Raw genomic sequence first — 21081 nt, forward strand, 5'->3', positions numbered from 1 at the left:
AATATCCTGAAAGCAGTATGGGAACTCCTGCGTTGTCCTCTCCGTCCTCCTCTCTCACAGAGCTTCAGGCCCGCCTGCCCGACCTGATGCCGCGCGACCAGCGGCGGCTGCGGCGCAGGCTCGACGGCGTGCGCAGGGTGCGCTCCCGCGAAGCGCGGGAGAAGATCGCCGCGGAGATCCTCGCCGACGTGGAACGTGCCGAGCGTCGCCTTCAGCGCCGCCGCGAGAGCGTGCCGGAGATCGGCTATCCGGAGGCGCTGCCCGTCTCCCAGCGCAGGGACGACATCCTCGAAGCCATCCGCGACAACCAGGTCGTCATCATCGCCGGTGAGACCGGGTCCGGCAAGACCACCCAGATCCCCAAGATCTGCCTGGAGCTGGGCCGGGGCGTGCGCGGCCTCATCGGCCACACCCAGCCGCGCCGCATCGCCGCCCGCACCGTCGCCGAGCGCGTCGCCGAGGAGCTCCACACCGAGCTGGGCGAGGTCGTCGGCTACAAGGTCCGCTTCACCGACCAGGCGAGCGACCGCACCCTCGTCAAGCTGATGACCGACGGCATCCTCCTCGCCGAGCTCCAGCACGACCGCATGCTGGAGCAGTACGACACGCTCATCATCGACGAGGCCCACGAGCGCAGCCTCAACATCGACTTCATCCTCGGCTACCTGAAGCAGCTGCTGCCCAAACGCCCCGACCTCAAGGTCATCATCACCAGCGCGACCATCGACCCCGAGCGGTTCTCGCGCCACTTCGGCGACGCGCCGATCATCGAGGTGTCCGGCCGCACCTACCCCGTCGAGGTCCGCTACCGCCCGCTCGGCGAGGACGACGACCAGACCCAGGGCATCGTCGAGGCCTGCCGCGAGCTGACCGGCGAGGGGCCCGGCGACATCCTCGTCTTCCTCAGCGGCGAGCGCGAGATCCGCGACGCCGCCGACGCCCTGGCCAAGGCCGACTTCCGCAACACCGAGATCCTGCCGCTCTACTCCCGGCTCAGCGCCGCCGAGCAGCACCGCGTCTTCCAGCGCCACACCGGCCGCCGCGTCGTCCTGGCCACCAACGTGGCCGAGACGTCGCTGACCGTGCCCGGCATCAAGTACGTCGTCGACCCCGGCTACGCCCGCCTCTCCCGCTACAGCCACCGCACCAAGGTGCAGCGCCTGCCCATCGAGGCGATCTCGCAGGCCAGCGCCAACCAGCGCAAGGGCCGCTGCGGCCGGACCTCCGACGGCGTCTGCGTCCGCCTCTACGAGGAGGACGACTTCCTCGCCAGGCCGGAGTTCACCGACCCGGAGATCCTGCGCACCAACCTGGCCTCGGTCATCCTCCAGATGACCTCGATCGGGCTGGGCGACATCGAGGCGTTCCCGTTCGTCGAGCCGCCCGACCGCCGCCAGGTCAAGGACGGCGTCAACCTGCTCCACGAGCTCGGCGCGTTCGACGCCCACGGCAAGCTCACCCCGATCGGCCGCAAGCTCGCCACCCTGCCCGTCGACCCCCGGCTCGGCCGCATGGTGCTGGAGGCGGAGAAGAACGGCTGCGTGCGCGAGGTCATGGTGATCGCCGCCGCGCTGTCCATCCAGGACCCGCGCGAGCGCCCCGCCGACAAGCAGCAGCAGGCCGACGAGAAGCACCGCCGCTTCGCCGACCCCGAGTCCGACTTCCTCACCTACCTCAACCTGTGGAACCACCTGCGCGACAAGCAGCAGGAGCTCTCCTCCAGCGCCTTCCGCCGCCTGTGCAAGTCCGAGTTCCTCAACTACCTGCGCGTACGCGAGTGGCAGGACATCTACAGCCAGATCCGCCAGTCGCTCGGCGCGCACCCCAACAGCAACCCGGCCGACCCCGAGCTGGTCCACAAGTCGCTCCTGGTCGGCCTGCTGTCGCACGTCGGCGTCAAGGACGTGATGGACCGCCAGCGCGCCTCCGACGGCCGCCGCCCCATCCAGGAGTACCTCGGCGCCCGCAACGCCCGCTTCGCCGTCTTCCCCGGCTCCGCGCTGGCCAAGAAGCAGCCCCAGTGGGTGATGTCCGCCGAGCTCGTGGAGACCTCCCGGCTGTGGGCCAGGGTCAACGCCAAGATCGAGCCCGACTGGGTGGAGCCGCTCGCGCAGCACCTCGTCAAGCGCACTTACTCGGAGCCCCACTGGGAGAAGAACCAGGGGGCGGTGATCGCGTACGAGAAGGTCACGCTGTACGGGGTGCCGCTCGTCGTCGGGCGCAAGGTCAACTACGGGCGCATCGATCCCGAGCTGTCGCGCGAGCTGTTCATCCGCCACGCGCTCGTCGAGGGCGACTGGGACAGCCACCACAAGTTCCTCAAGGACAACCGGCGGCTGCTCGGCGAGGTCGAGGAGCTGGAGAACCGCGCCCGCCGCCGCGACATCCTCGTCGGCGACGAAGCCCTGTTCGACTTCTACGACCAGCGCCTGCCCGCCGACGTGGTCTCCGCCCGCCACTTCGACTCCTGGTGGAAGAAAGCCCGCGCCGACCAGCCCGACCTGCTCACCTTCTCGCCGGAGATGCTGGTCAACGAGGGCGCCGACGTCAGCGCCCGCGACTATCCCGACACCTGGCGGCAGCTCGGCCAGCGGATGAAGCTGACCTACCGGTTCGCGCCCGACCCGGACGATCAGCAGGGCGCCGACGGCGTCACCGTCCACGTGCCGCTGCACCTGCTCAACCAGGTGACCTCCGACGGCTTCGACTGGCAGATCCCCGGCCTGCGCGAGGAGCTCGTCACCGCGCTGATCAGGTCGCTGCCCAAGCAGCTGCGCCGCAACTTCGTGCCCGCCCCCGACTACGCCAGGCAGGTGCTGGCCAACGCCGAGCCGGGCGCCGAGCCGATGCTGGAGGCCGTCGAGCGCGAGCTGATGAGGCTGACCGGCGTGCGGGTGCCGCGCGACGCCTGGCAGCTCGACCAGGTTCCCGACCACCTGCGCATCACGTACCGGGTGATCGACGAGCGCAGGCGCGCCATCGCCGAGGACAAGGACCTCGCGGCGCTCAAGCGCCGCCTCGCCCCGCGCCTGCGCAAGACCCTCTCGGAGGCCGGCGACGGCCTCGAACGCACCGGGCTGCGCACGTGGAGCTTCGGCACCCTGCCCAAGGTGTTCGAGCAGGGCCGGATGAAGGGCTACCCGGCGCTCGCCGACGCCGGCGACTCGGTCTCGATCAAGATCTTCGAGACGGAGGCGGAGCAGCGCCGCTCCCACTGGACCGGCACCCGCCGCCTGCTCCTGCTGAACGTCGCCAACCCCGCCAAGCCGCTGCTGTCGGGGCTGTCCAACCAGGCCAAGCTGGCCCTGTCACGCAGCCCGCACGGCGGCGCCGTGGCCCTCTTCGAGGACGTGGTCGACGCCGCGGCCGACAAGCTCATGCGCGACCTCGGCGGCCCCGTCTGGGACCCCGCCGCCTACGACCGCCTCTACCAGCACGTCCGCGCCGAGCTGTACGACACGGCGGCCGGCATCCTGGGCCGGGTGGAGCAGATCCTGACGGTGTGGCACGCCGCCGGGATCCAGCTCGACGCCATGCGCTCCAGCGCCTCCGCCGACGACGTCCGCGACCAGCTCGGCAGGCTCGTCTACCCGGGCTTCGTCACCGCCACCGGCCACGCCCGCCTGCCCGACGTGCTGCGCTACCTGCGCGCCGTCGACCGCCGGCTCACCAAGCTGCCGGAGGACCCGTGGCGTGACGAGGAGTGGATGGACCGCGTCCACAAGGTCGAGGACGACTACCACGACCTGCTGGAACGCCTGCCCCCTGGCCGGCGCGCGGACCCGGACGTGGCGGAGATCCGCTGGATGATCGAGGAACTGCGGGTCAGCTTCTTCGCCCAGACACTCGGCACCCCGACCCCGGTGTCGGAGAAGCGCATCGCCAAGGCGATGGACCGCCTCAGGCCTTGAAGATCGACGTGTCGAGCTCGAAGTCGATCGGCGCGGGCAGTCGCAAGGGCGTGCCGATGGGGACGGTGGCGCGGGCGAGATACCCGCTGTCGCCGATCTCGCTGTAGACGGTGACGGAGGGAGTCTTGGCGACGAGGTCGATCAGCAGGTAGATCGGGATGCCGCCGGTGGCGTAGAGGGGCGGCTTCTCCTCACGGTCCCTGATCGTGCTACCGGTCGAGACGACCTCGGCGACCATGATCAGCCCGGACGACCGCAGCTCGCGCTCGCCCCAGAGCGGGCAGTTGAGCGGTGCCAGCACGAAGTCCGGCTCCACAGGCTCACGCGGGCCTTCGACGCACACATCGACGTTTCCGACCCACGACTCCCATCCCCGCTCATCCATGAGAGGGGCCAGAGCCCGGTTGAGGCGCATGGCGGAGCGGCCATGGGCGGGGGTTCCGACAGGGCTCACGATGAGGTTTCCTTCGATGACGTCGGCCCGGAAACCGGGGAGTTCGGGGAGTGCGTCGAACAGCTCTCGCGCGGTCTCCGGCATCCGCTTCTCGCTGGTGGGGGCGAGCTTCGCGTACTCGTCGTGCCGGATCGCCATGGCAACCATCAGATCTGTCCCTCCGTACTCGAACGGGCACGCTCAGTATTCCACGAATCCGAGCTCTGGGCGCGACTCGTACAGTGGAGGGAAAATTCCAGATGACGGATGGGTTTTGATGATCAAGGCTGTGGTGCTGGACGTCGGCGAGACCGTGATCGACGAGACGCGGATCTGGTCGCGGTGGGCCGACCGGCTCGGGGTGCCGAGGTTCGTGCTGATGGGCGTGCTCGGCGGGATGGCCGCGCTGGACCAGTCCTTCAGCGAGGGGTTCGAGCTGGTGCGGCCCGGGTTCGACGTCGAGGCCGAGATCGCGGCCTGGGAGCGCGACGAGCCTGACAGCCTGCGCAACCACTTCGACGCCGACGACCTCTACCCCGACGTGCGCGAGGCGCTCGGCGGGCTGAGGGAGGCGGGCTACCAGGTGATCCTGGCGGGCAACCAGCCGGTGCGGGCCTATGACGCGCTGGTCGCGATGGAGCTGCCCGTCGACTCGGTGCACACCTCCGACGGGTGGGGGGTGTCCAAGCCGGCGCCCGGGTTCTTCGCCAAGGTGGCCGCGGTCGCCGGGCGCGAGCCGGGGGAGATCCTCTACGTGGGGGACCGGCTCGACAACGACGTGCGCCCCGCCGCCGCGGCCGGGATGCGGACCGCCCTGCTGCGCCGCGGCCCGTGGGGCTACCTGCACGCGGCGCGGCCGGAGGCGCGCGAGGCCGCCGACGTGATCGCCGACGACCTGCACGCGCTGCTCCCGGCGCTGCGCCGCCTGGCCTGACCCGCCCCGCCGGTCGGGCTCAGGACGTGGTCCGCCTGTCCTGACCTGCCCCGCCGGCCAAGCTCGGGACGTGGTCCGCCTGACCCGCCCCGCCGGGTCGGCTAGGTGGTCTTGCGTACGGCTTCCTGCAGTTCTTCCTTGTCCATCTGGGAACGGCCGGGGATGTCCGCCTTCTGGGCCTGCTCGTACAGTTCGGCCTTGGTGGCGCCGCCGGCCGTCAGGGCCCGCAGCTCCTCGTCCCGGCGCTCCTCGAAGGCCTTGCCGAGCTCCCGCAGCCGCTTCTCGCCGGCCTGCTCGGCCAGTTGCGGGAGCAGTTCGCCCTCTTCCTCCTCGACGTGGTGGTTGACGGACTCGACGAGCTTGTCCAGCGTCCGGCGGAACTCGGGGGTGCCGGGCCGGGACCGCACCAGCTCGTCGAGGAGCACCTCGGCCTCCTTGTGCTCCTCCAGGCCGTGGTGCGCGTCGAGGTCCGGGTAGACCCGGTCCTCCTCGGCGCGGGCGTGCGCGATGAGCAGGGCGTGCAACTCGGTCACGGCCGCCTTGGGGTCGCCCTCCTCCTTCTTGAGCCGCTCGAAGAGCGCCTCGACCTTGCGGTGGTCATTCGTGATCAGGGTGATGACGTCGGTTGCCATGACGTCCGTGGCTACCCCTTCCCTCACCGCCCAATCGCCGCGCCGGTCAGCGCGCGCGGGTCCGTCGCACCGGCCAGCATCCCGTCCGGCAGGACGTCGATGAGGTGCGCGTGGCCGAACGCGCCGCCGGGCACCGGGGACACCCGATGGCCGAGCGCGGCCAGCCCGTCGCGCCAGCCGGTGCCGTCCTCCAGCTCCACCACCGCCCCCTCGGCGCGGCGCCAGGTGTCGAAGCCGGTGCCGCTGCCGAACCGCCAGCGCGGCGCCGCTATCGCCTCTCCCGGGCTCTGCCCGTACCGCAGCAGCCTGGTGATGATCTGGAGCAGGATCTGCGGCTGCGCGTCGCCGCCCATCGTGCCCGCGACCGAGCGGAGCGAGCCGTCGGGGCGGGTGATGAGCGCGGGCGTGAGCGTGTGCGGCGGCCGCCGCCCGGGGCCGTACTCGGCGGGGTGGCCCGGCTCCAGCGAGAAGCCGATGCCGCGGTTGTGCAGGTTGATGCCGGTACGGGGTTCGAACAGGAAGCTGCCGAAACCGGAGGCGTTCGACTGGATGAGGGAGACGGCGAGCCCGTCGCCGTCCACCGCGCAGAGGTACGTGGTGTCGCCGTCGGCGGCGGGCACCTTGAGGTCCCCGCGACCGGTCAGCGCCCGGCGGCGCTCGATCTCGGCGGGGGAGAGCAGGCCGGTGGCGTGCTCGTGCAGCAGCGCGTCGCGGTCGTGCGCGGCGGCGCGGGCGGACCGGGCCAGCGCGTGCGCCCAGGCGGCGTGCGCGGTCGAGGGCGGCAGCTCCAGCCCGTCCAGGATGCCCAGCGAGAGCAGCAGCAGGTAACCCTGGGAGTTGGGCGGGGCGGACCACACGTCGTGGCCGAACGCGCGCACCCGCAGGGGTTCCACCCAGTCGGCGTTGTCCCGCTCCAGGTCGGCCCGCGTGTACTCGCCTGACCCCAGCTCCAGCAGTCCCTCGCCGAACTCGCCCAGATAGAACCCGGCGCGCCCGCCTTCGGCCACCGCCTCCAGCGCGCGGGCCACGCCCGGCCTGCGGACCCGGTCCCCGGCGGCCCGGATCTCGGCGAGGTCGCCGGCGTCCGGCCGGTCCGCGATCTCCCGCGCCATCGGCGCCAGCAGAGGCGAGGCAGGGAAGCCGCCGCGGGCCAGCCGTACGGCGGGCTCGAACACGTCGGCCAGCGGGAGCCGGCCGTACCGGGCGTGCAGCGCGAGCCAGCCGTCCACGCAGCCGGGCACCGGCACGGACCTGACGTCCAGCCGGTGCGGCATCCGCCGGCGCCCCTCCGCACGCAACCGCCCGGCGTCCGCACCGCTCCCGGCCCTGCCGGACGCGTTGAGCGCGTGAACCGGCCCGCGGTCCGCACCGCCCCCGGACCTGCCGGACAGGTTGAGCGCGTGGACCGGCCCGGCGTCCGCACCGCCCCCGGCCCTGCCGGACGCGTTGGGCGCGTGGACCGGCCCGCCGTCCGTCGGGTGGCCGTCTCGTACGGGACCGGGGCGCGGGCCGGATGGCGCGGGGCCGTCGTGGACGAGGGCGAAGAGGTCGCCGCCGAGCCCGCACATGTGCGGGGAGGTGACGGCGAGCACGGCGTTGGCGGCGATGGCGGCGTCGGCCGCGGAACCGCCGCGGTCGAGCGCCGCCACCCCGGCGGCGGACGCGAGATGGTCGATGCTGCATACCATCCCAGAGGGGGCGTATCGGGTGTTTCGCACCCGTCGAGACTAGGCGTTCTCCATCGCCACACGCGCCGGCGCCGGGCCGGTGGCGGTCTTCCTGAACCGCGCCAGCGCGGCCGCCGCCAGCAGCGTCGCGACGACGCAGGAGACGCCGCCCACCTGCAGCGCCAGCCGGGGGCCGAAGGAGTCGCTCAGCCAGCCCAGCACCGGCCCGCCCAGCGCGCCCGACGCGGCGCCGGCCATGCCCAGCGCGGCCAGCACCCGCCCGCGCATGGCGTCCGGGCTGTCGAGTTGCGCCCGCGCCGAGACCGTGGTGTCGACCAGGATGGCGCCGGCCGCGATGGGCAGCATGAAGGCGGCGAAGGCGGCCAGCGACGGCATCAGGCCGCTCAGCGCCTGCAGCACGCTGATGGCGAACGCGGAGATCAGCAGCAGCCGGATCGTCAGCCGAGGCCGCGAGGCGGCGAGGAACCCGCCCACGACGGTCCCGGCGGCGAACACCGTGGACAGCAGCCCGTACCCGCCCGCGCCCGCCGCCAGCGGGCCCGCGCTCATCGCCGCCATGGTCACCTGGTAGTTGCGGCCAAGGCTGCCCAGCACGATCGACAGCGCGAGCAGGACGAGCAGCCACGGGGTACGCGCCACGTACCGCAGCCCCGCGAGCACCGCCCCTGGCCGGTGCTCCTCGGCGGCCAGCTCGTGGAACTCCGACGACCGCATGCGCATCACCGCGACGATCACCGCGAAGAACGTGAGCGCGTTCGCCCCGAACAGCACGGCGTTCCCGGTGAGGGGCAGCATCATCCCGGCCACCGACATGCCGAGGATGCGCCCGGCCGAGTTGATGATCGAGCCGAGCGCCATCGCGTTCGGCAGGTCCTCCCGGGGCACCACCTCCGCCCCGAACCGGCCGAGCGCCGGCCCGCCCAGGGCCGACACCACCCCGCCGGCCAGCGCCACCGCGTAGATCGGCAGCGGCGACCGCACCCCGGTCAGCGCGATCACGGCAAGCACGGCGGCGAGCGCGGCCTGCGCGAGCTGGGCGGCGACCACGACGGGGCGGGTCGGCAGCCGGTCCGCCAGCGCCCCTCCCCACATGCCGAGCAGCAGCGTGGGCAGCGCCTGCATGACCAGGCTGAGCCCCACGCTGGTGGCCGAGCCGGTGATCGTGAGGACGAGCCAGTTCACGCCCAGCACCTGCATCCAGGTGCCGGTGATGGAGACGAGGTCCGCCCCTGCCCACAACCTGTAGTTGTGATGACGCAGGGCACGGAAAGTAGAGGCGGTGAGCGACAAGACTTGTCCCGGATTTGACGGTGCGGCCGAGGGGGGAACACGCCGCTCCGAAAGCTGGATTCCGGAATGACTGAAATGTGCGCTATTTCACCCCGTGGGAAGGTTTAGCCCTGCCGCATCAGGACCTGCCCGGCGGGGAACCGCTTCTCGGCGCCGAGCCCGAGCAGCGCCTGCGCTCCGGGTAGGGCAGGTAGGCATAGTGGTAATCCGTGGCCTGGCTGGTCAGGCGGGGTGCACGCGGCCGCTGATGATCGTGGCCAGGCAGGCGGGGCCGTGCATCAGGGCGGAGTACGGATAGCGCCCGCGGGCCTCGAACACCGCGAAGCTGGCCCGGCCGCCGTGATGCAGGGTGCCGAGGCCGCCGGGCCCGCCCGCCATGCCGAGGGCCCTGGCGCCGCCGAGCGTGGCGGCCTCCACCAGCGCGCGGTCCAGCCCGCGCGGGCGCAGCCCCAGCTCCCGCACCCGCGCCCGGACGGCCGCCGCGCACGCCAGCACATCTCCGTGCGCCGGCGCGGTGCCGATGGCGAGCGGGGTGCCCTCCTCGACCAGCGCCGGCCACTCGTCGACGCCCGGCCCGGGGCGCAGTGCCACCGTCGTGCCCCGCAGCTTGAGCAGCTTGCGCTCGCCCGGGTCCAGAGGCCGGGCGCACGCCGCGTGGCAGTGCGGCCCGAGCACGCCCGCCTCGTCCAGCCCGGCGAGGGATTGGCGGTCCAGGTCGACCAGCAGCCGCAGGCCGAACGTCCTGGCCAGCAGGGCCACGTCCTCCAGCACGTGCGGGTCGCGCGTGTGCGGGGCGATGCCGACGGGCCGGTCCATCTCGCGGATGGCCGTGATGAGCGCGTCGCGCCGGCTCTCCTCCCACTCCCGCTCCGACTCGCAGGTCACGGGCACGTACGCGACGCCCACGGCCGGTCCCGGCGCGGCGGCGGGGTCGCCCAGCTCGGCCGCGCGGGCCACCACCCCCGGCCCGGGGGCGCCGCCCGACGCGTACGCGTCCACCAGCCCGGCGACGATCGTCCCGCGCCAGTGGTGCTCCTCGGTGACGCGGTAGCGGCCCAGCAGCTCGTCGCGCGGCCCGACGCGCAGCACCCGCTCGCCACGCACGGCGACGGCGCCGTTCCTGATCGGCTCGGTGGCGATGGGCAGCACCAGCGTCGCGGAATGGAGGACCACGGGTCTGGACACACGGGGGTTCAGAGCCGGACGCGCGCGCTTCACGACCCCCATCGATACTCCCGTGGCGAATATCCCTTTTATGCATTAAACGTGAGCGCGCGTGCACACCGCAATCATCCGATCCCGTCACGCGGCCGGTAGCGGCCTGACAGGCGGGCCAGCTTGAGGCTCAGGTGCAGCGCCAGCCGCTCCCCGCCGTCCTTCAGGTCGGTACGGGCCAGCTCCTCGACGCGCCGCAGCCGGTAGTACAGCGAGGTCCGGTGCAGCCGCAGCGCACGCGAGGTGGCGACGGCGCTGCCCGCCAGGTCCAGATAGGTCTCCAGCGTCTCCAGCAGCGGCAGGTGCTGCGTGTCGCCCAGCAGGGGCTCCAGCCCGGGATGCAGCTCGGAGTCGGGCAGCCGGGTGAGCATCCGGTAGACGCCCAGCCGCTCCCACACCGCTGAACGGCCGAGGCCCGGCACCCGCGCGGCCACGTCCGCCGCGTGCCGCGCCTCGGCGTAGGACCCGGCCGCCTCGGCCAGCGCCGGCCTCGGGCGGCCGATGCCGACCACGACCGGCACCGACATGGCCGCGTGCACCTCGTCGGCGGCGATCGGCGGGCCGGCCACGAGCAGCGCCGCGTGGTCGTAGCGGACCAGATGCAGCGGGTGGTGCCCGCTCAGCCGCCGCCGCAGCGCCAGCAGCCCCTGCTCCAGCGCCAGGCGCAGCGCGTCGTCCGGCTCGCCCGCCGGCGGCCTGGCCACCAGCACGGTCACCGGCTGCGCCTGCGGGAACGCGCCCGCCTCGATGAGCTGGAGCGCCGCCTCCCGCTCGCCCATGAGCAGCCCGCTGACCGCCTCCAGCTCCCGGTGGGAGGCCAGGCCGGTGGCCAGGCTCTCGTGGAACAGCGCCAGGGCCAGCGCCGGAGCGGCCGCGGCGGCCTCGGCCACCTGGGGGCCCGACATGGCCGGCGCCGTGTCGATGAACCACAGGAATCCCAGCAGCGCCGTCTCGTGCCGTACCGGGACGCACCACCGCGGCAGCAGCCCGAGCTGCGGCGCGCCCGGCGTGCGCAGCGGGTCCTGCGCGTCGTGCACCCCCGCGGCGCGCAGGAACTGGCGGACCTCCGGCGTGGTGCGGCGGCGCAGGATGGAGTCGCGGCGGATGTCGTCCATGGCGCCGTTCTGCTCGCTGTAGGCGATGACCCGCTGCAGCCGGTCCTCCAGCAGGAGCGGGCGGCCGAGCCGGGCCGCGAGGTCGTCGACGATCCGCTGAAGATCCGCCACGGGCGCCCCTTGATCAGGACTTTTCATCATTTGTTGGAAGCGCTGCTACAGGTCTTCCCTACAACTGAACGGTGATCTCGGTCAATATGCTCTATACCGTCGAGCCGTGATTGTCCCGAAGAAACTGCTGGGAGCCGTGCTGTCAGCCATCGTGCTGATCCCGGTGAGCCTGATGGCGACTCCCGCTTCCGCAGCACCCCCCGCAGACGACCCCGAGCATCCCTGGCGGCTCGACCACTGGCCCCAGACCCAGCCCTGGCAGCGTGACGCGCCCGCGGAGAACCCCAGCGCCCTGCGCGGCCGGCCTTCGGCGGGCTTCGAGCCGATCGACCCGCAGAACTGGGAGAACCCGGACCACATGACGTGGGCCGACTACAAGAAGATCCCCGGCACCACCTGGAACGACCCCTCCGCCGAGGGTTCCGTGCGCACCTTCAAGGGCGCGCTGGTGCTGCTGGACTACCCCAACCAGCCGTTCGTGGTCACCCAGCCCCAGGGCTCGACCATCTTCGGCAACCCCAGCGCCCAGGCCCACGACGTGCCCCGCGACCAGGTCGCCAAGTTCTACCAGGACTTCCTCAACACCCCGAACGACCTCAACAAGGGCCACACCATCCACGAATACTGGATGGAGGACTCCGGCGGGCGTTACGGCGTCGATCTGACCGGGTTCGGCCCGTACACGATGCCCGGCAAGGACCACGAGTACGCGCTGGAGTACCAGCGGGACGCCTGCCCCGCCGGCGACACCTGCAACCGCAACCTGCGCGCCGACGGCAACGCCGCCTGGCTCGCCGACGTCGGCCAGGAGGTGGCCGACCAGTTCGACTTCGTCTTCTACGTGAGCGCCGGCCAGGACGAGTCGTCCACCTGGCAGGAGTTCGGCATGATGAAGTTCCCCACGAAGGAGGACGTGCCCGACGCGTGGGGCCCCGAGAACGACCCCGCCCTGCCCAACTGGTCCAGGACCCGCTACGTCGAGTGGACCTCCTGGCAGGCGGGCTCCACGTTCTGGCCCAACGCCCGCTTCGGCATCGACTCGGTGCAGGCCGAGAGCTCGGGCATGGCGGTCTACGCCCACGAGCTGAGCCACATCATGGGCATCGCCGACAACTACAACAACCCGTACGGGGTGCCGCCGCGGCGCGCGTACACCGGCATCTGGGAGATGCTCAGCCGGGGCAGCTTCAACGGGCCGGGTGGCCCGCACTCCCGCTGGCTGATCCCGCCCACCGCGGGCGCGTCCATGGGCGCGCAGCACATGCTCCGCAACAAGATCAAGCTGGAGATGGTGGACGAGCGGAACGTGCTGCGCCTGTCCCGTGAGGCGCTGGACGAGTCCGGCCTCGTCACGGCCAAGGTGACCGCCCGCGCCGTGCAGCCGGGCGACAAGGGCCTGTCCGGGATCAACATCGCCTTCGACACCGGTGACAAGAGCCCCGCCTGCGACCCCGGCACCGACCCGATGTGCGACGGCGGCGGCTACGACAACTACACGGTCGAGGTCGTCGACCGGATGGGCAGCGACTCGTTCACCCCCGACTCCGGCGTGCTCCTGGCCAAGACCAAGAACGCCGACCGGGCACCGTTCGAGTGGGTGATCGACGCCAACCCGCAGGACATCGGCATGACCGACTACGTGATGCCCGACGGCACCGAGGTGCCGATCACGATCGGCGACTACCGTCAGCTGTCCGACGCGCTCTTCCACGCCGGCACCGACTCCGGCAGCGAGTACGAGTACGTCGACGAGGCCAACCGGCTGCACTTCTACATCACCGACGTGCACCGCGACCGCAAGGGCATCCTGTCCTACACCGTGGCGATCCGCTCCCTCGACGGCGCGGGCCCGCAGCGGCGCGGCGTGCGGCTGCTGCCCGGCGCCGGCGTCCCGTCCGGCAAGAACCTGTCCACCTGCAGATTCCCGCTGTTCAACACCGGCAGGTCGGCCCCCGCCCAGGGGCAGCACCCCGAGGACGTCAGCGCCTACCTGAAGTCCGACGTCTACCGCCTCACCGCGGAGGTCTCGGGCAAGGGGTGGACCGCTCAGACGCCCAACGCGCTGGCCACCGTCGAGTTCGGCGGGCACGACACCGTGACCGTCAACGCCGTCCGCGGCTCCGGCGGCGACCGGCTGGCCCGGGTCAAGCTCACCGCCACCTCGGAGAGCGACCCGGCCAAGTCCGCGACCGCCACGTGTCTCGTGGTGGGCGTCTGAATGAACGATGGGGTACGGCTGGCGCGAGCCGTGCCCCATCGGTTTGAATCCGATCATGACAGGTGACCTGCCTGACAAACCGCGACCGCGGCGGTTAAGAAAGATCGGGGTGGCCGCGCCGGTCGCCGCGGGCTTCGCCGCCGCCGCGGCCAGCATCTTCGCGGCCGCCCTGGAGTGGGAGATCCCGCCGGTGGCCAAGGTGGGCGTCACGGCGGCGGCCGCCCTCCTGGTGGGCGTGGCCACCTGGGCCACCACCGAGGTGCGGCCCCGCCGCGTGACCCCGGCCGAGCCCGCCTCCAGGGCGCCCGAGCAGTGGCCGCCCGTGCCGGAGCACTTCACCGGCCGCGCCGACGCGCTGGCCGAGCTGCGCGAGGTGTACGCCGCCCGCAGGAAGGCCGCGGCCCCCGCACCGGCGCTGGTGGTCTCCGTGTACGGCAGGGGCGGCGTCGGCAAGTCATCCCTGATCACCCGGTTCGGCCAGGAGGTCGCCGGATCGTTCCCCGACGGCCGCCTCTACGCCGACCTGCGCGGCGGCGTCGACTCCCCGGTACGGCCCGAGGAGGTGCTGATCGGATTCCTGCGCGCGCTCGGGGTCCGGCTGGCCATCGACCCCGGCGGGCTGGAGGAGCTGCGCAAACTCTGGCTGACCTGGACCAAGGACCGCAGGATCCTCATCGGCCTGGACAACGCGCACAGCGCCGATCAGGTCAAGGCGCTGATCCCGGCCGAACGCGGCTGCGCCGTGCTGGTCACCTCCCGCCAGCCGCTGTTCCTCGGCGGCACCCACGACACCCGGCTCGGCCCGTTCAGCGAGGCGCACGGCGTCGAACTGCTGGCCAGGCTGGCCGGCGGCGAGCGGGTCTTCGAGGACCTGGAGTCCGCCAAGGAGATCGTGCGGCTCTGCGACTACCTGCCGCTGGCCATCGGTATCTGCGGCGGACGCCTGGCCACCCGCGAGCAGTGGACGCTGCGGCAGATGGCCGACCGGCTGGCCGACGAGCGCCGCCGCCTGGACCAGCTGGAGCTGGCGCCCACCGTGGACAAGAGCGTGCGGGCCTCGGTGCAGCTCAGCTACGACGACTGCACCGGCATGCAGCGGCGGCTGCTGCGGCTGCTCAGCGCCCTCAGCTCGGCGCCCGACGTGCCCGGCTGGGTGGCGGGCGAGCTGCTCGACATCTCCACCCTGGACGGCGCCGACCAGCTGGAGGCGCTGATCGACGCCCAGCTCGCCGAGTGCTCCGGCACCGACCTGACCGGCTCGATGCGCTACCGGCTGCACGACCTGGTCGCCCTGTTCGCCGCCGAGCCGGCGGGCGACGACGACCCGGCCAGGCGCGGCGACGCCGTCGAGCGCGTCCTGCACGGCTACCGCCGCCGCGCCGAGGAGGCGGCGCAGAACCGCTGGCCGCAGGACTGGAGCAAGGGCGGCCGCCGCTCCACCGCCGAAGGCCAGATCCACGCGGGCGACTGGCTGAACGCCGAGCGGCTCACGTTCATGGCGATGATCGGCATCGCCAGGCGGCTGGAGCTGTGGGAGCTGACGTGGGGGCTGTCGCGGGCGTTCTGCTCGCTGTGCCACTCGCTGCGCGCCTACTGGGCCGACTGGGCGGAGGCCGCCGACATCGGCTGCGAGGCCGCCGAACGGGCCGGCGACCGGCGCGCGCGGGCCATCGCCGCGCTGGACCGCGCCGCCGTCTGGGGCGGGCAGGGCGGCCAGGAGCGCGGCCGGGCGGACGCCGAGCAGGCGCTGGAGGCGTTCACCGAACTCGGCGAGACGTGGTGGGCGGCCAGGGCGCTGCGCACCATCGGCATGACGCTGTTCAGCGACGGCCACCTCGACCGGGCCCAGGAGTTCCTGGTCGCCGCCATCACCGCGTTCAAGGGCGTCGAGGACTTCTGGTGGATGGCGCGTACGCAACGCAACCTCGCCGAGATGCGGCTGGCGGAACGGCGCCCCGAGGAGGCCAGGGAGCTGCTGGAGGACGCGCTGGAGGTGTTCGAGCGCGAGGGCAACCGCTACTCCGAGGCGCAGACGCTGCGCGTGTACGGCGAGGTGCTCGCCGCCCAGGCCCGCGGCCTGCACCGGGCGGGGGACCAGCGGGCGGCCGTCGAGACCTTCACCAAGGCCGGCTACAGCCTGGACCGGGCGGCCGAGATGTTCCGGCGGCGCGGCGAGCTGTGGGAGGAGGCCCGCTGCCTGCGCGCCGCCGGTGAGGTCGGAGACCCGTCCAGCGGCCTGCGCGAGCTGGAGGTGGCCCGCCGGGCGGGGGAGATCCTGGAGGCGCTCGGCGACTCCTGGGGCGTCGCCCGCTCGGCCCTGTCGGTCGGCCGGGTGCTCGGCAGGCTGCGCCGCGTGGCGGAGGCCGAGCGCGAGCTGCGCCGCGCCGTCGACGCCTTCGAAGGGCTGGGCGACCGCTGGTGGATGGCGCGCGGCCTGCAGTACATCGGCGAGGCGCACCTGGACGCGGGCGCCGGGAGCGCCGCCGGGCCGCCGCTGCGCCAGGCCAGGGACATCTACCGCAGCCTGGGCAACGAGGCCGGCGTGCGCCGCACGCTGGAGCTGCTCAAGGCCGCGGAGGCCTGAGCAGCTCGCCCGCCGCCTGCCTGGCCTGGTGGATGCTCTCCTCGAACAGCTTGCGCGCGTGCGCGGCCTGGTCGGTCAGCTCCCGCAGGTGCGCGCGCGCCATGTCGTCGCGCACCGTGTCGGCGATCAGCTCCTGGTAGTCGGGCGTGCGCGCGGCCAGCGCCTCCAGCCGCCGGTGCGCGTGGAACACCCGGTCGGCCTTCACCACCTGCTTGGCGTACTGCTCCAGGTTGCGCACCCGCTTCGACAACGACGTCCAGGCCGCGTCCAGCGCGGTGCTGTACGGCTTGAACGCGTCCTTCAGCCCTGTGGGCAGCTCGCGGGGGACCAGCTTGCCGTGCTCGGCGTGCATGGCCGACAGCTTGCGCAGCCGTTGCGCGATCTGCCAGACCTCCTCCGGCAGCGTCACCCGGTTGTCGATGGTGTCGATCAGCCCTTCCCTGTGCACCTGCGACCCGAGGATCGCCTCGGCCGCCCGCTGGGCGCGCCGCAGCAGCACCTGGCAGGGGTAGTCGAGGTCCTCGGGGAGGATGTAGTAGTTGGCGTACTCGTAGGCCAGGGCGAGCCTGCGGCGGGTCGCCCTGTTGTACGACCCGACGGAGAGCCAGCGGATCAGTCCGAAGAGGCCAGCGCCGACGGCCGCCGTGATGACCGCGCCGGTCCCCGTCACCATCCACAGCAGCAACAGGAAACCGGGCAGGACGAACAGCCAGGTGAGGTTGCGAGGTGCCATCCGCCAGCCGGACCTGGCCAGTCTGAGCACGTGCGGGCTCGACCGGAGCTCGACGGAGACGTCCGGGGGCAGCGATGGATCGATCACCAGCCGAGGGGGCAGAGCACGTGGATCCATACGTTCATGCTGCGTTATGAACCGCGAATCCGCTCAAGTTTGCGGGACATATAGGGTCGGCGGGGTGAACGTGATGAGCAGATGGATCGATCTCGACGGCGCCGTCAACGTCCGTGACCTGGGCGGGATTCCGACGCGTGACGGCGGCGTCACACAGTTCGGCCGCATCCTGCGGTCGGACAACCTCCAGGGCCTGACCCCCGCCGACGTCTCCCGGCTGGTCGGCGAACTCAAGCTGCGGCACGTGGTCGACCTGCGCTCGACCCCTGAGGTGACGCTGGAGGGCCCGGGGCCGCTGGCCGAGGTGCCCGAGGTGACCCATCACCACCTGACGCTCTTCCCCGAGGGCGGGCGGCGCACCGACGTCGAGGCCGACACCATCGAGGCCGACCGGGTGCTGCCCTGGCACGAGCGCCAGGGTGACGTGGAGCTGCGCGTCACCGGCTTCTACTACGGCTACCTGCGCGACCGGCCCGACGCGGTGGTGCGGGCGCTGCGCACGATGGCGCGCGACGACGGCGCGGCCGTGGTGCACTGCGCCGCGGGCAAGGACCGCACCGGCGTGCTGTGCGCGCTCGCGCTGGAGGTGGCCGGCGCCACCCGCGAGGCCATCGTGGCCGACTACGCGGCCACGGGGGAGCGGCTGGAGCTGATCCTGCGCCGCCTGCGCGGCAGCTCCACCTACCGCGACGACCTCGACTCGCGCCCGGCCGACGACCACATGCCGCGCCCGCGCTACATCGAGCAGTTCCTGGGCGTGCTGGACGAGAGGTTCGGCGGCCCGCTCGGCTGGCTGGCGCGGCAGGGCTGGACCGACGACGACAGCCAGGCGATGTACGACCGCCTGCGCGGCTAGCCCACCCGCACCACGGTCCGCTCGCCGGCCGACCGGCGGGCCGCCTCGATCACGGCCAGCGCCTCCACGGCGCTCTCGGGAGTCACCGGAGGCGGCCCGCCGGTGCGCAGCGCGGACTCCACCTCGCGGTAGAAGTCGAGGTAGGCGCCCGGTTCGGTGGGCACCTCGCGCAGGTCGTCGCCGGCTCCCGCCACGCCCCAGCGGTCCGCGTCCTCCTCGCCGAACCCCGCCGCGGCCGGCGACCGTCCTTCGCGCAGCCGTTCCTCCTGCACGTCGAGCCCGTACTTCAGGTAGGCGCCCGACGAGCCGAGCACGCGGAAGCGCGGCCCGAGGCTCGGGGTCACCGCGCTGACCCACAGGTGGGAGCGCGCCCCGCCCGCGTGCGTCAGCGCGACGAACGTGTCGTCGTCGGCCGCCACCCCGGCGCGCCGCACGTCGCTCTCGCAGTAGACGTGGGTGACCGGGCCGAGCAGCTGGAGCGCCTGGTCGACCAGGTGGCTGCCCAGGTCGTAGAGGAGCCCGGCGGCGTCGCCGGGGCCTCCGGTCTCGCGCCAGCCGCCCTTGGGCGCCGGCCGCCAGCGCTCGAAGCGCGACTCCAGCCGCCGCACCTCGCCCAGCGCGCCCTCCGCGACCAGCCGGCGTACGGTGCGGAAGTCGCCGTCCCAGCGCCGGTTCTGGAAGACGGTCAGCATCAGGCCCTTCGCGGCGGCCAGCCGGGTGACGGCGCGGGCCTCCTCCGCGGTGCGCGCGAACGGCTTGTCGACCACCACCGCCCTGCCATGGTCGAGGGCCTCGGCCGCCAGGCTCGCGTGCGTCCGGTTGGGCGAGGCGACCACCACCAGGTCGCACCGGCCCCACAGCGCCGCGGCCTCGGAGACGGGCTCGGCGCCGTAGCGGGCGGACACCTCGTCGCGGCGGGCCGGATCGCGCGTCACCACGGCCGTCAGCCGCAGCCCGGGCGTGGCCTCGATCAGCGGCGCGTGGAAGACCGCCCCCGCCGTGCCGTAACCGATCAGCCCGACCTGGATCTCGTCCATCGCCCCAGGCTACCCGGGGTGATCAATCGTCGTCGCGCTCCGCCAGGAACCGCTCGAACTGCGCCGCCAGCTCGTCGCCGGTCGGCATCGGGATGGACTCGGCGATCAGGTTCTCGCGCTCCTCGCCGGCCGCGAACGCGTCGTACTGCTGCTCCAGCCCGCTGATCGCGCTGGACAGCTCCGCCGAGGAGCTGATCTGCTCCTCGATCTCCACGGTCGTGCGCTCCGCGGCCTCGCGCAGCGCGTCGAGCGGGAACATCAGCCCCGTGTTCCTGGTGACCGCCTCCAGCGCGGCGACCGCGGCCGTCGGGTATTCGGCCTGCGACAGGTAGTGGGGCACGTGCACGGCGAAGCCGATCGCGTCCCGCCCCTCCGCGCCGAGCCGGAACTCCATCAGGGCCGCCACGCTGCCCGGCACCTGCACCCGGCCGAACGTGCTCGGCTTGCCGCTCATCAGCTCCGGCCGGCTGGCGTGCATGGTGAGGCCCAGCGGGCGGGTGTGCGGCACGGCCATCGGGATGCCGTGCATGGTCACCATCTTGCTCACCCCGAACCGGCCGGCGAGCGTGCCGACGGCCCGGATGAACAGCTCCCACGCGCGGTCCGGCTCGGGGCCGGTCATCAGCAGGAAGGGGGTGCCCGTCGCGTCCTTCACGCTGTAGACGACCAGCTCCGGCGTCTCGACCTCCACCCACCTGTCGGTGTCGAACACCATGATCGGCCGCCTGGACCGGTAGTCGAGCAGCCGGTCCACGTCGAACGTCGCGACGACCCGGTGCTCCAGCTCGTCCAGCACGTGGCGCAGCGCGAGCCGTCCGGCGGCCCCGGCGTCGACGAAGCCGTCGAAGTGATACAGCAACACCGGATCGGTCAGCTCGGGGAGGTCCTCGGCGAGCCTGTATAGATCCGTCGGGTCGAACACGTTGGACAGCCTTTCCCTAGGTACTCACATCCAGAACCCACGGCGAGCCGGAACGATTCCGTGCAGGGCACCCTATCGAGACACAACGGGATACAGGGACGGGGACCCGGAGCCCGAAGAGTCCGCCACCAGGCTGTTCGACCCCGCCAGTTCCGGTGGCATGGAGGGCCTGAGCAACGGAGGGGGCGAATGGTTCACAGTATGAAATAACCTGCAAATGCATGATGGTAGCCGAGTGTGGCCTTTCGGACACTCTCTCGTCATGCTGGGTGGGTGGCTACTTCTGCGCACTCCTTTGGTAGGCGACCACTCCGCATCCCTCCGCTCCCGTGCCCCTTCCCCAACGAGATCAACGAGCACGCGGCCGAGGTCGACGCCGAGAGCCATCTGTGGCTGGCCGCCTCGTCCATGCTCGACGGAACCGGCGCGATCGAGCACTTCCGCCGCTCCAAGATCGGCATGCTCGCGGCGCGGACGAACCCGCCCGTGCCCCGCGAGAGCCTCAGACTGATCAACGATTGGTACAACTGGCTGTTCGCCTTCGACGACGCGTTCTGCGAAGGGGAGCTGATGGGCCACCGGCCCTCCGCCTTGGCCCGCGCCCTGCCGCCCCTGTTCGACGTCCTCGACAGACGCAGGGAACCGGCCCCCGGCGACCCCTTCGGCGTCACCCTGCGCGAGCTGCTCGACCGCATCGCCGAGCTGGGCACCCCCGCCCAGGTCGACCGGTGGCGGACGACCGTGAAGGAGTATCTCTTCGCCCAGATCTGGGAGGCCGCCAACCGCGAGGCCGACCTCATCCCCACCCCCGAGGACTACGTCCTCATGCGGCGCATCACCGGCGCCACGTTCACCTGCTTCGCCCTCATCGACGTCGGCGGCGGCTACCGCCTCGAAGCCGAGGAGTGGCACCACCCCGACGTGCGCGCCCTGTCCGACCTCGCCTGCGACCTCATCGGCTGGGACAACGACCTGCTCTCGTACGCCAAGGAACGCGGCAACGACAAGGCCCGGCACAACCTGGTCACCGTGCTGGCCACCCACCGGGCGCTGACCCTCCAGGAGGCGCTGCACGAGGTCTCCAGGATGCACAACGCCGCCATCGACGCCTTCGTCGAGCGGCGCGCCCGCCTCGACACCTGGGCGCCGCTGCCGGTCCGCAAGTACGTGCTGGGCCTCGAACACTGGGTACGCGGCCACATCGAGTTCTCGCTGGGCAGCGCGCGCTACGTGCACGCCTGGCCGACCGGCACCCGCTGGCCGCAGGCCGTCTGATCCGGTCCCC

At 72.4% G+C, this 21081-nt stretch carries 15 protein-coding genes; 6 read left to right on the forward strand and 9 right to left on the reverse strand.

Annotated elements, in window-relative coordinates; genetic code table 11:
- Window positions 1-17 precede the first annotated feature (17 nt).
- Complete coding sequence (gene hrpA / locus ACZ6YG_RS01775) at window positions 18-3911, forward strand: ATP-dependent RNA helicase HrpA (RefSeq protein WP_148030252.1); 3894 nt, start codon at window positions 18-20, stop codon at window positions 3909-3911.
- On the opposite strand, the gene ACZ6YG_RS01780 is transcribed toward hrpA, so the two are convergent.
- Window positions 3901-4503 carry a Uma2 family endonuclease gene (locus ACZ6YG_RS01780; RefSeq protein ID WP_466016929.1) on the reverse strand — a complete coding sequence of 201 codons (603 nt, stop codon included), beginning with the start codon at window positions 4501-4503 and terminating at the stop codon, window positions 3901-3903. The two genes, hrpA and ACZ6YG_RS01780, sit on opposite strands and share 11 nt — an antisense overlap.
- Before the next feature lie 118 nt (window positions 4504-4621).
- Here ACZ6YG_RS01780 and ACZ6YG_RS01785 point away from each other — a divergent pair, with 118 nt between their 5' ends.
- On the forward strand, window positions 4622-5278 hold the full coding sequence (locus tag ACZ6YG_RS01785) for an HAD family hydrolase (protein WP_271275943.1): 657 nt from the start codon (window positions 4622-4624) through the stop codon (window positions 5276-5278).
- Window positions 5279-5379: 101 nt separating this feature from the next.
- Here ACZ6YG_RS01785 and ACZ6YG_RS01790 read toward each other — a convergent pair whose 3' ends face one another.
- The 5 genes from ACZ6YG_RS01790 to ACZ6YG_RS01810 form a co-directional block, all read right to left on the reverse strand.
- Window positions 5380-5910 (reverse strand): hemerythrin domain-containing protein, encoded by a 531-nt coding sequence (locus tag ACZ6YG_RS01790; RefSeq protein ID WP_148030255.1) that lies wholly within the window; start codon window positions 5908-5910, stop codon window positions 5380-5382.
- Window positions 5911-5933: 23 nt separating this feature from the next.
- Window positions 5934-7628, reverse strand: a complete 1695-nt coding sequence (locus ACZ6YG_RS01795) for a gamma-glutamyltransferase family protein (RefSeq protein WP_466016930.1) — start codon at window positions 7626-7628, stop codon at window positions 5934-5936.
- Window positions 7629-7637: 9 nt separating this feature from the next.
- On the reverse strand, window positions 7638-8888 hold the full coding sequence (locus tag ACZ6YG_RS01800; RefSeq protein ID WP_466016931.1) for an MFS transporter: 1251 nt from the start codon (window positions 8886-8888) through the stop codon (window positions 7638-7640).
- A 222-nt stretch (window positions 8889-9110) separates the two neighbouring features.
- Window positions 9111-10073, reverse strand: coding sequence for an imidazolonepropionase-like domain-containing protein (locus tag ACZ6YG_RS01805; protein WP_466016932.1), 963 nt, complete (start codon window positions 10071-10073; stop codon window positions 9111-9113).
- A gap of 104 nt (window positions 10074-10177) precedes the next feature.
- Window positions 10178-11329 (reverse strand): PucR family transcriptional regulator, encoded by a 1152-nt coding sequence (locus ACZ6YG_RS01810; RefSeq protein ID WP_466016933.1) that lies wholly within the window; start codon window positions 11327-11329, stop codon window positions 10178-10180.
- Window positions 11330-11435: 106 nt separating this feature from the next.
- Here ACZ6YG_RS01810 and ACZ6YG_RS01815 point away from each other — a divergent pair, with 106 nt between their 5' ends.
- Both ACZ6YG_RS01815 and ACZ6YG_RS01820 read left to right on the forward strand, forming a co-directional pair.
- Window positions 11436-13547, forward strand: coding sequence for a M6 family metalloprotease domain-containing protein (locus ACZ6YG_RS01815; RefSeq protein ID WP_271275938.1), 2112 nt, complete (start codon window positions 11436-11438; stop codon window positions 13545-13547).
- Between the two features lie 55 nt (window positions 13548-13602).
- Complete coding sequence (locus tag ACZ6YG_RS01820) at window positions 13603-16131, forward strand: tetratricopeptide repeat protein (protein ID WP_466016934.1); 2529 nt, start codon at window positions 13603-13605, stop codon at window positions 16129-16131.
- On the opposite strand, the gene ACZ6YG_RS01825 is transcribed toward ACZ6YG_RS01820, so the two are convergent.
- Complete coding sequence (locus ACZ6YG_RS01825) at window positions 16112-16981, reverse strand: hypothetical protein (RefSeq protein WP_148030260.1); 870 nt, start codon at window positions 16979-16981, stop codon at window positions 16112-16114. The two genes, ACZ6YG_RS01820 and ACZ6YG_RS01825, sit on opposite strands and share 20 nt — an antisense overlap.
- A 73-nt stretch (window positions 16982-17054) precedes the next feature.
- Here ACZ6YG_RS01825 and ACZ6YG_RS01830 point away from each other — a divergent pair, with 73 nt between their 5' ends.
- On the forward strand, window positions 17055-17837 hold the full coding sequence (locus ACZ6YG_RS01830) for a tyrosine-protein phosphatase (protein WP_271275935.1): 783 nt from the start codon (window positions 17055-17057) through the stop codon (window positions 17835-17837).
- Here the strand turns inward: ACZ6YG_RS01830 and ACZ6YG_RS01835 are convergent.
- On the reverse strand, window positions 17834-18874 hold the full coding sequence (locus ACZ6YG_RS01835) for a Gfo/Idh/MocA family protein (RefSeq protein ID WP_466016935.1): 1041 nt from the start codon (window positions 18872-18874) through the stop codon (window positions 17834-17836). The genes ACZ6YG_RS01830 and ACZ6YG_RS01835 overlap by 4 nt on opposite strands.
- A 22-nt stretch (window positions 18875-18896) precedes the next feature.
- Window positions 18897-19796, reverse strand: coding sequence for a proteasome assembly chaperone family protein (locus ACZ6YG_RS01840; protein WP_148030263.1), 900 nt, complete (start codon window positions 19794-19796; stop codon window positions 18897-18899).
- A gap of 273 nt (window positions 19797-20069) precedes the next feature.
- Here ACZ6YG_RS01840 and ACZ6YG_RS01845 point away from each other — a divergent pair, with 273 nt between their 5' ends.
- Entirely contained in the window at window positions 20070-21071 is a 1002-nt protein-coding gene (locus tag ACZ6YG_RS01845; protein WP_148030264.1) for a terpene synthase family protein, read from the forward strand.
- Window positions 21072-21081: the final 10 nt, after the last annotated feature.

The sequence above is a fragment of the Nonomuraea sp. NPDC054003 genome, assembly GCF_055585125.1.

What these genes read in the sequence shown, in the direction of transcription:
- hrpA (WP_148030252.1), top strand. Translation starts at nt 18, where the DNA reads ATGGGAACTCCTGCGTTGTCCTCTCCGTCCTCCTCTCTCACAGAGCTT.
- ACZ6YG_RS01780 (WP_466016929.1), bottom strand. Translation starts at nt 4,503, where the DNA reads ATGGCGATCCGGCACGACGAGTACGCGAAGCTCGCCCCCACCAGCGAG.
- ACZ6YG_RS01785 (WP_271275943.1), top strand. Translation starts at nt 4,622, where the DNA reads ATGATCAAGGCTGTGGTGCTGGACGTCGGCGAGACCGTGATCGACGAG.
- ACZ6YG_RS01790 (WP_148030255.1), bottom strand. Translation starts at nt 5,910, where the DNA reads ATGGCAACCGACGTCATCACCCTGATCACGAATGACCACCGCAAGGTC.
- ACZ6YG_RS01820 (WP_466016934.1), top strand. Translation starts at nt 13,603, where the DNA reads ATGACAGGTGACCTGCCTGACAAACCGCGACCGCGGCGGTTAAGAAAG.
- ACZ6YG_RS01825 (WP_148030260.1), bottom strand. Translation starts at nt 16,981, where the DNA reads ATGGATCCACGTGCTCTGCCCCCTCGGCTGGTGATCGATCCATCGCTG.
- ACZ6YG_RS01830 (WP_271275935.1), top strand. Translation starts at nt 17,055, where the DNA reads ATGAGCAGATGGATCGATCTCGACGGCGCCGTCAACGTCCGTGACCTG.
- ACZ6YG_RS01835 (WP_466016935.1), bottom strand. Translation starts at nt 18,874, where the DNA reads ATGGACGAGATCCAGGTCGGGCTGATCGGTTACGGCACGGCGGGGGCG.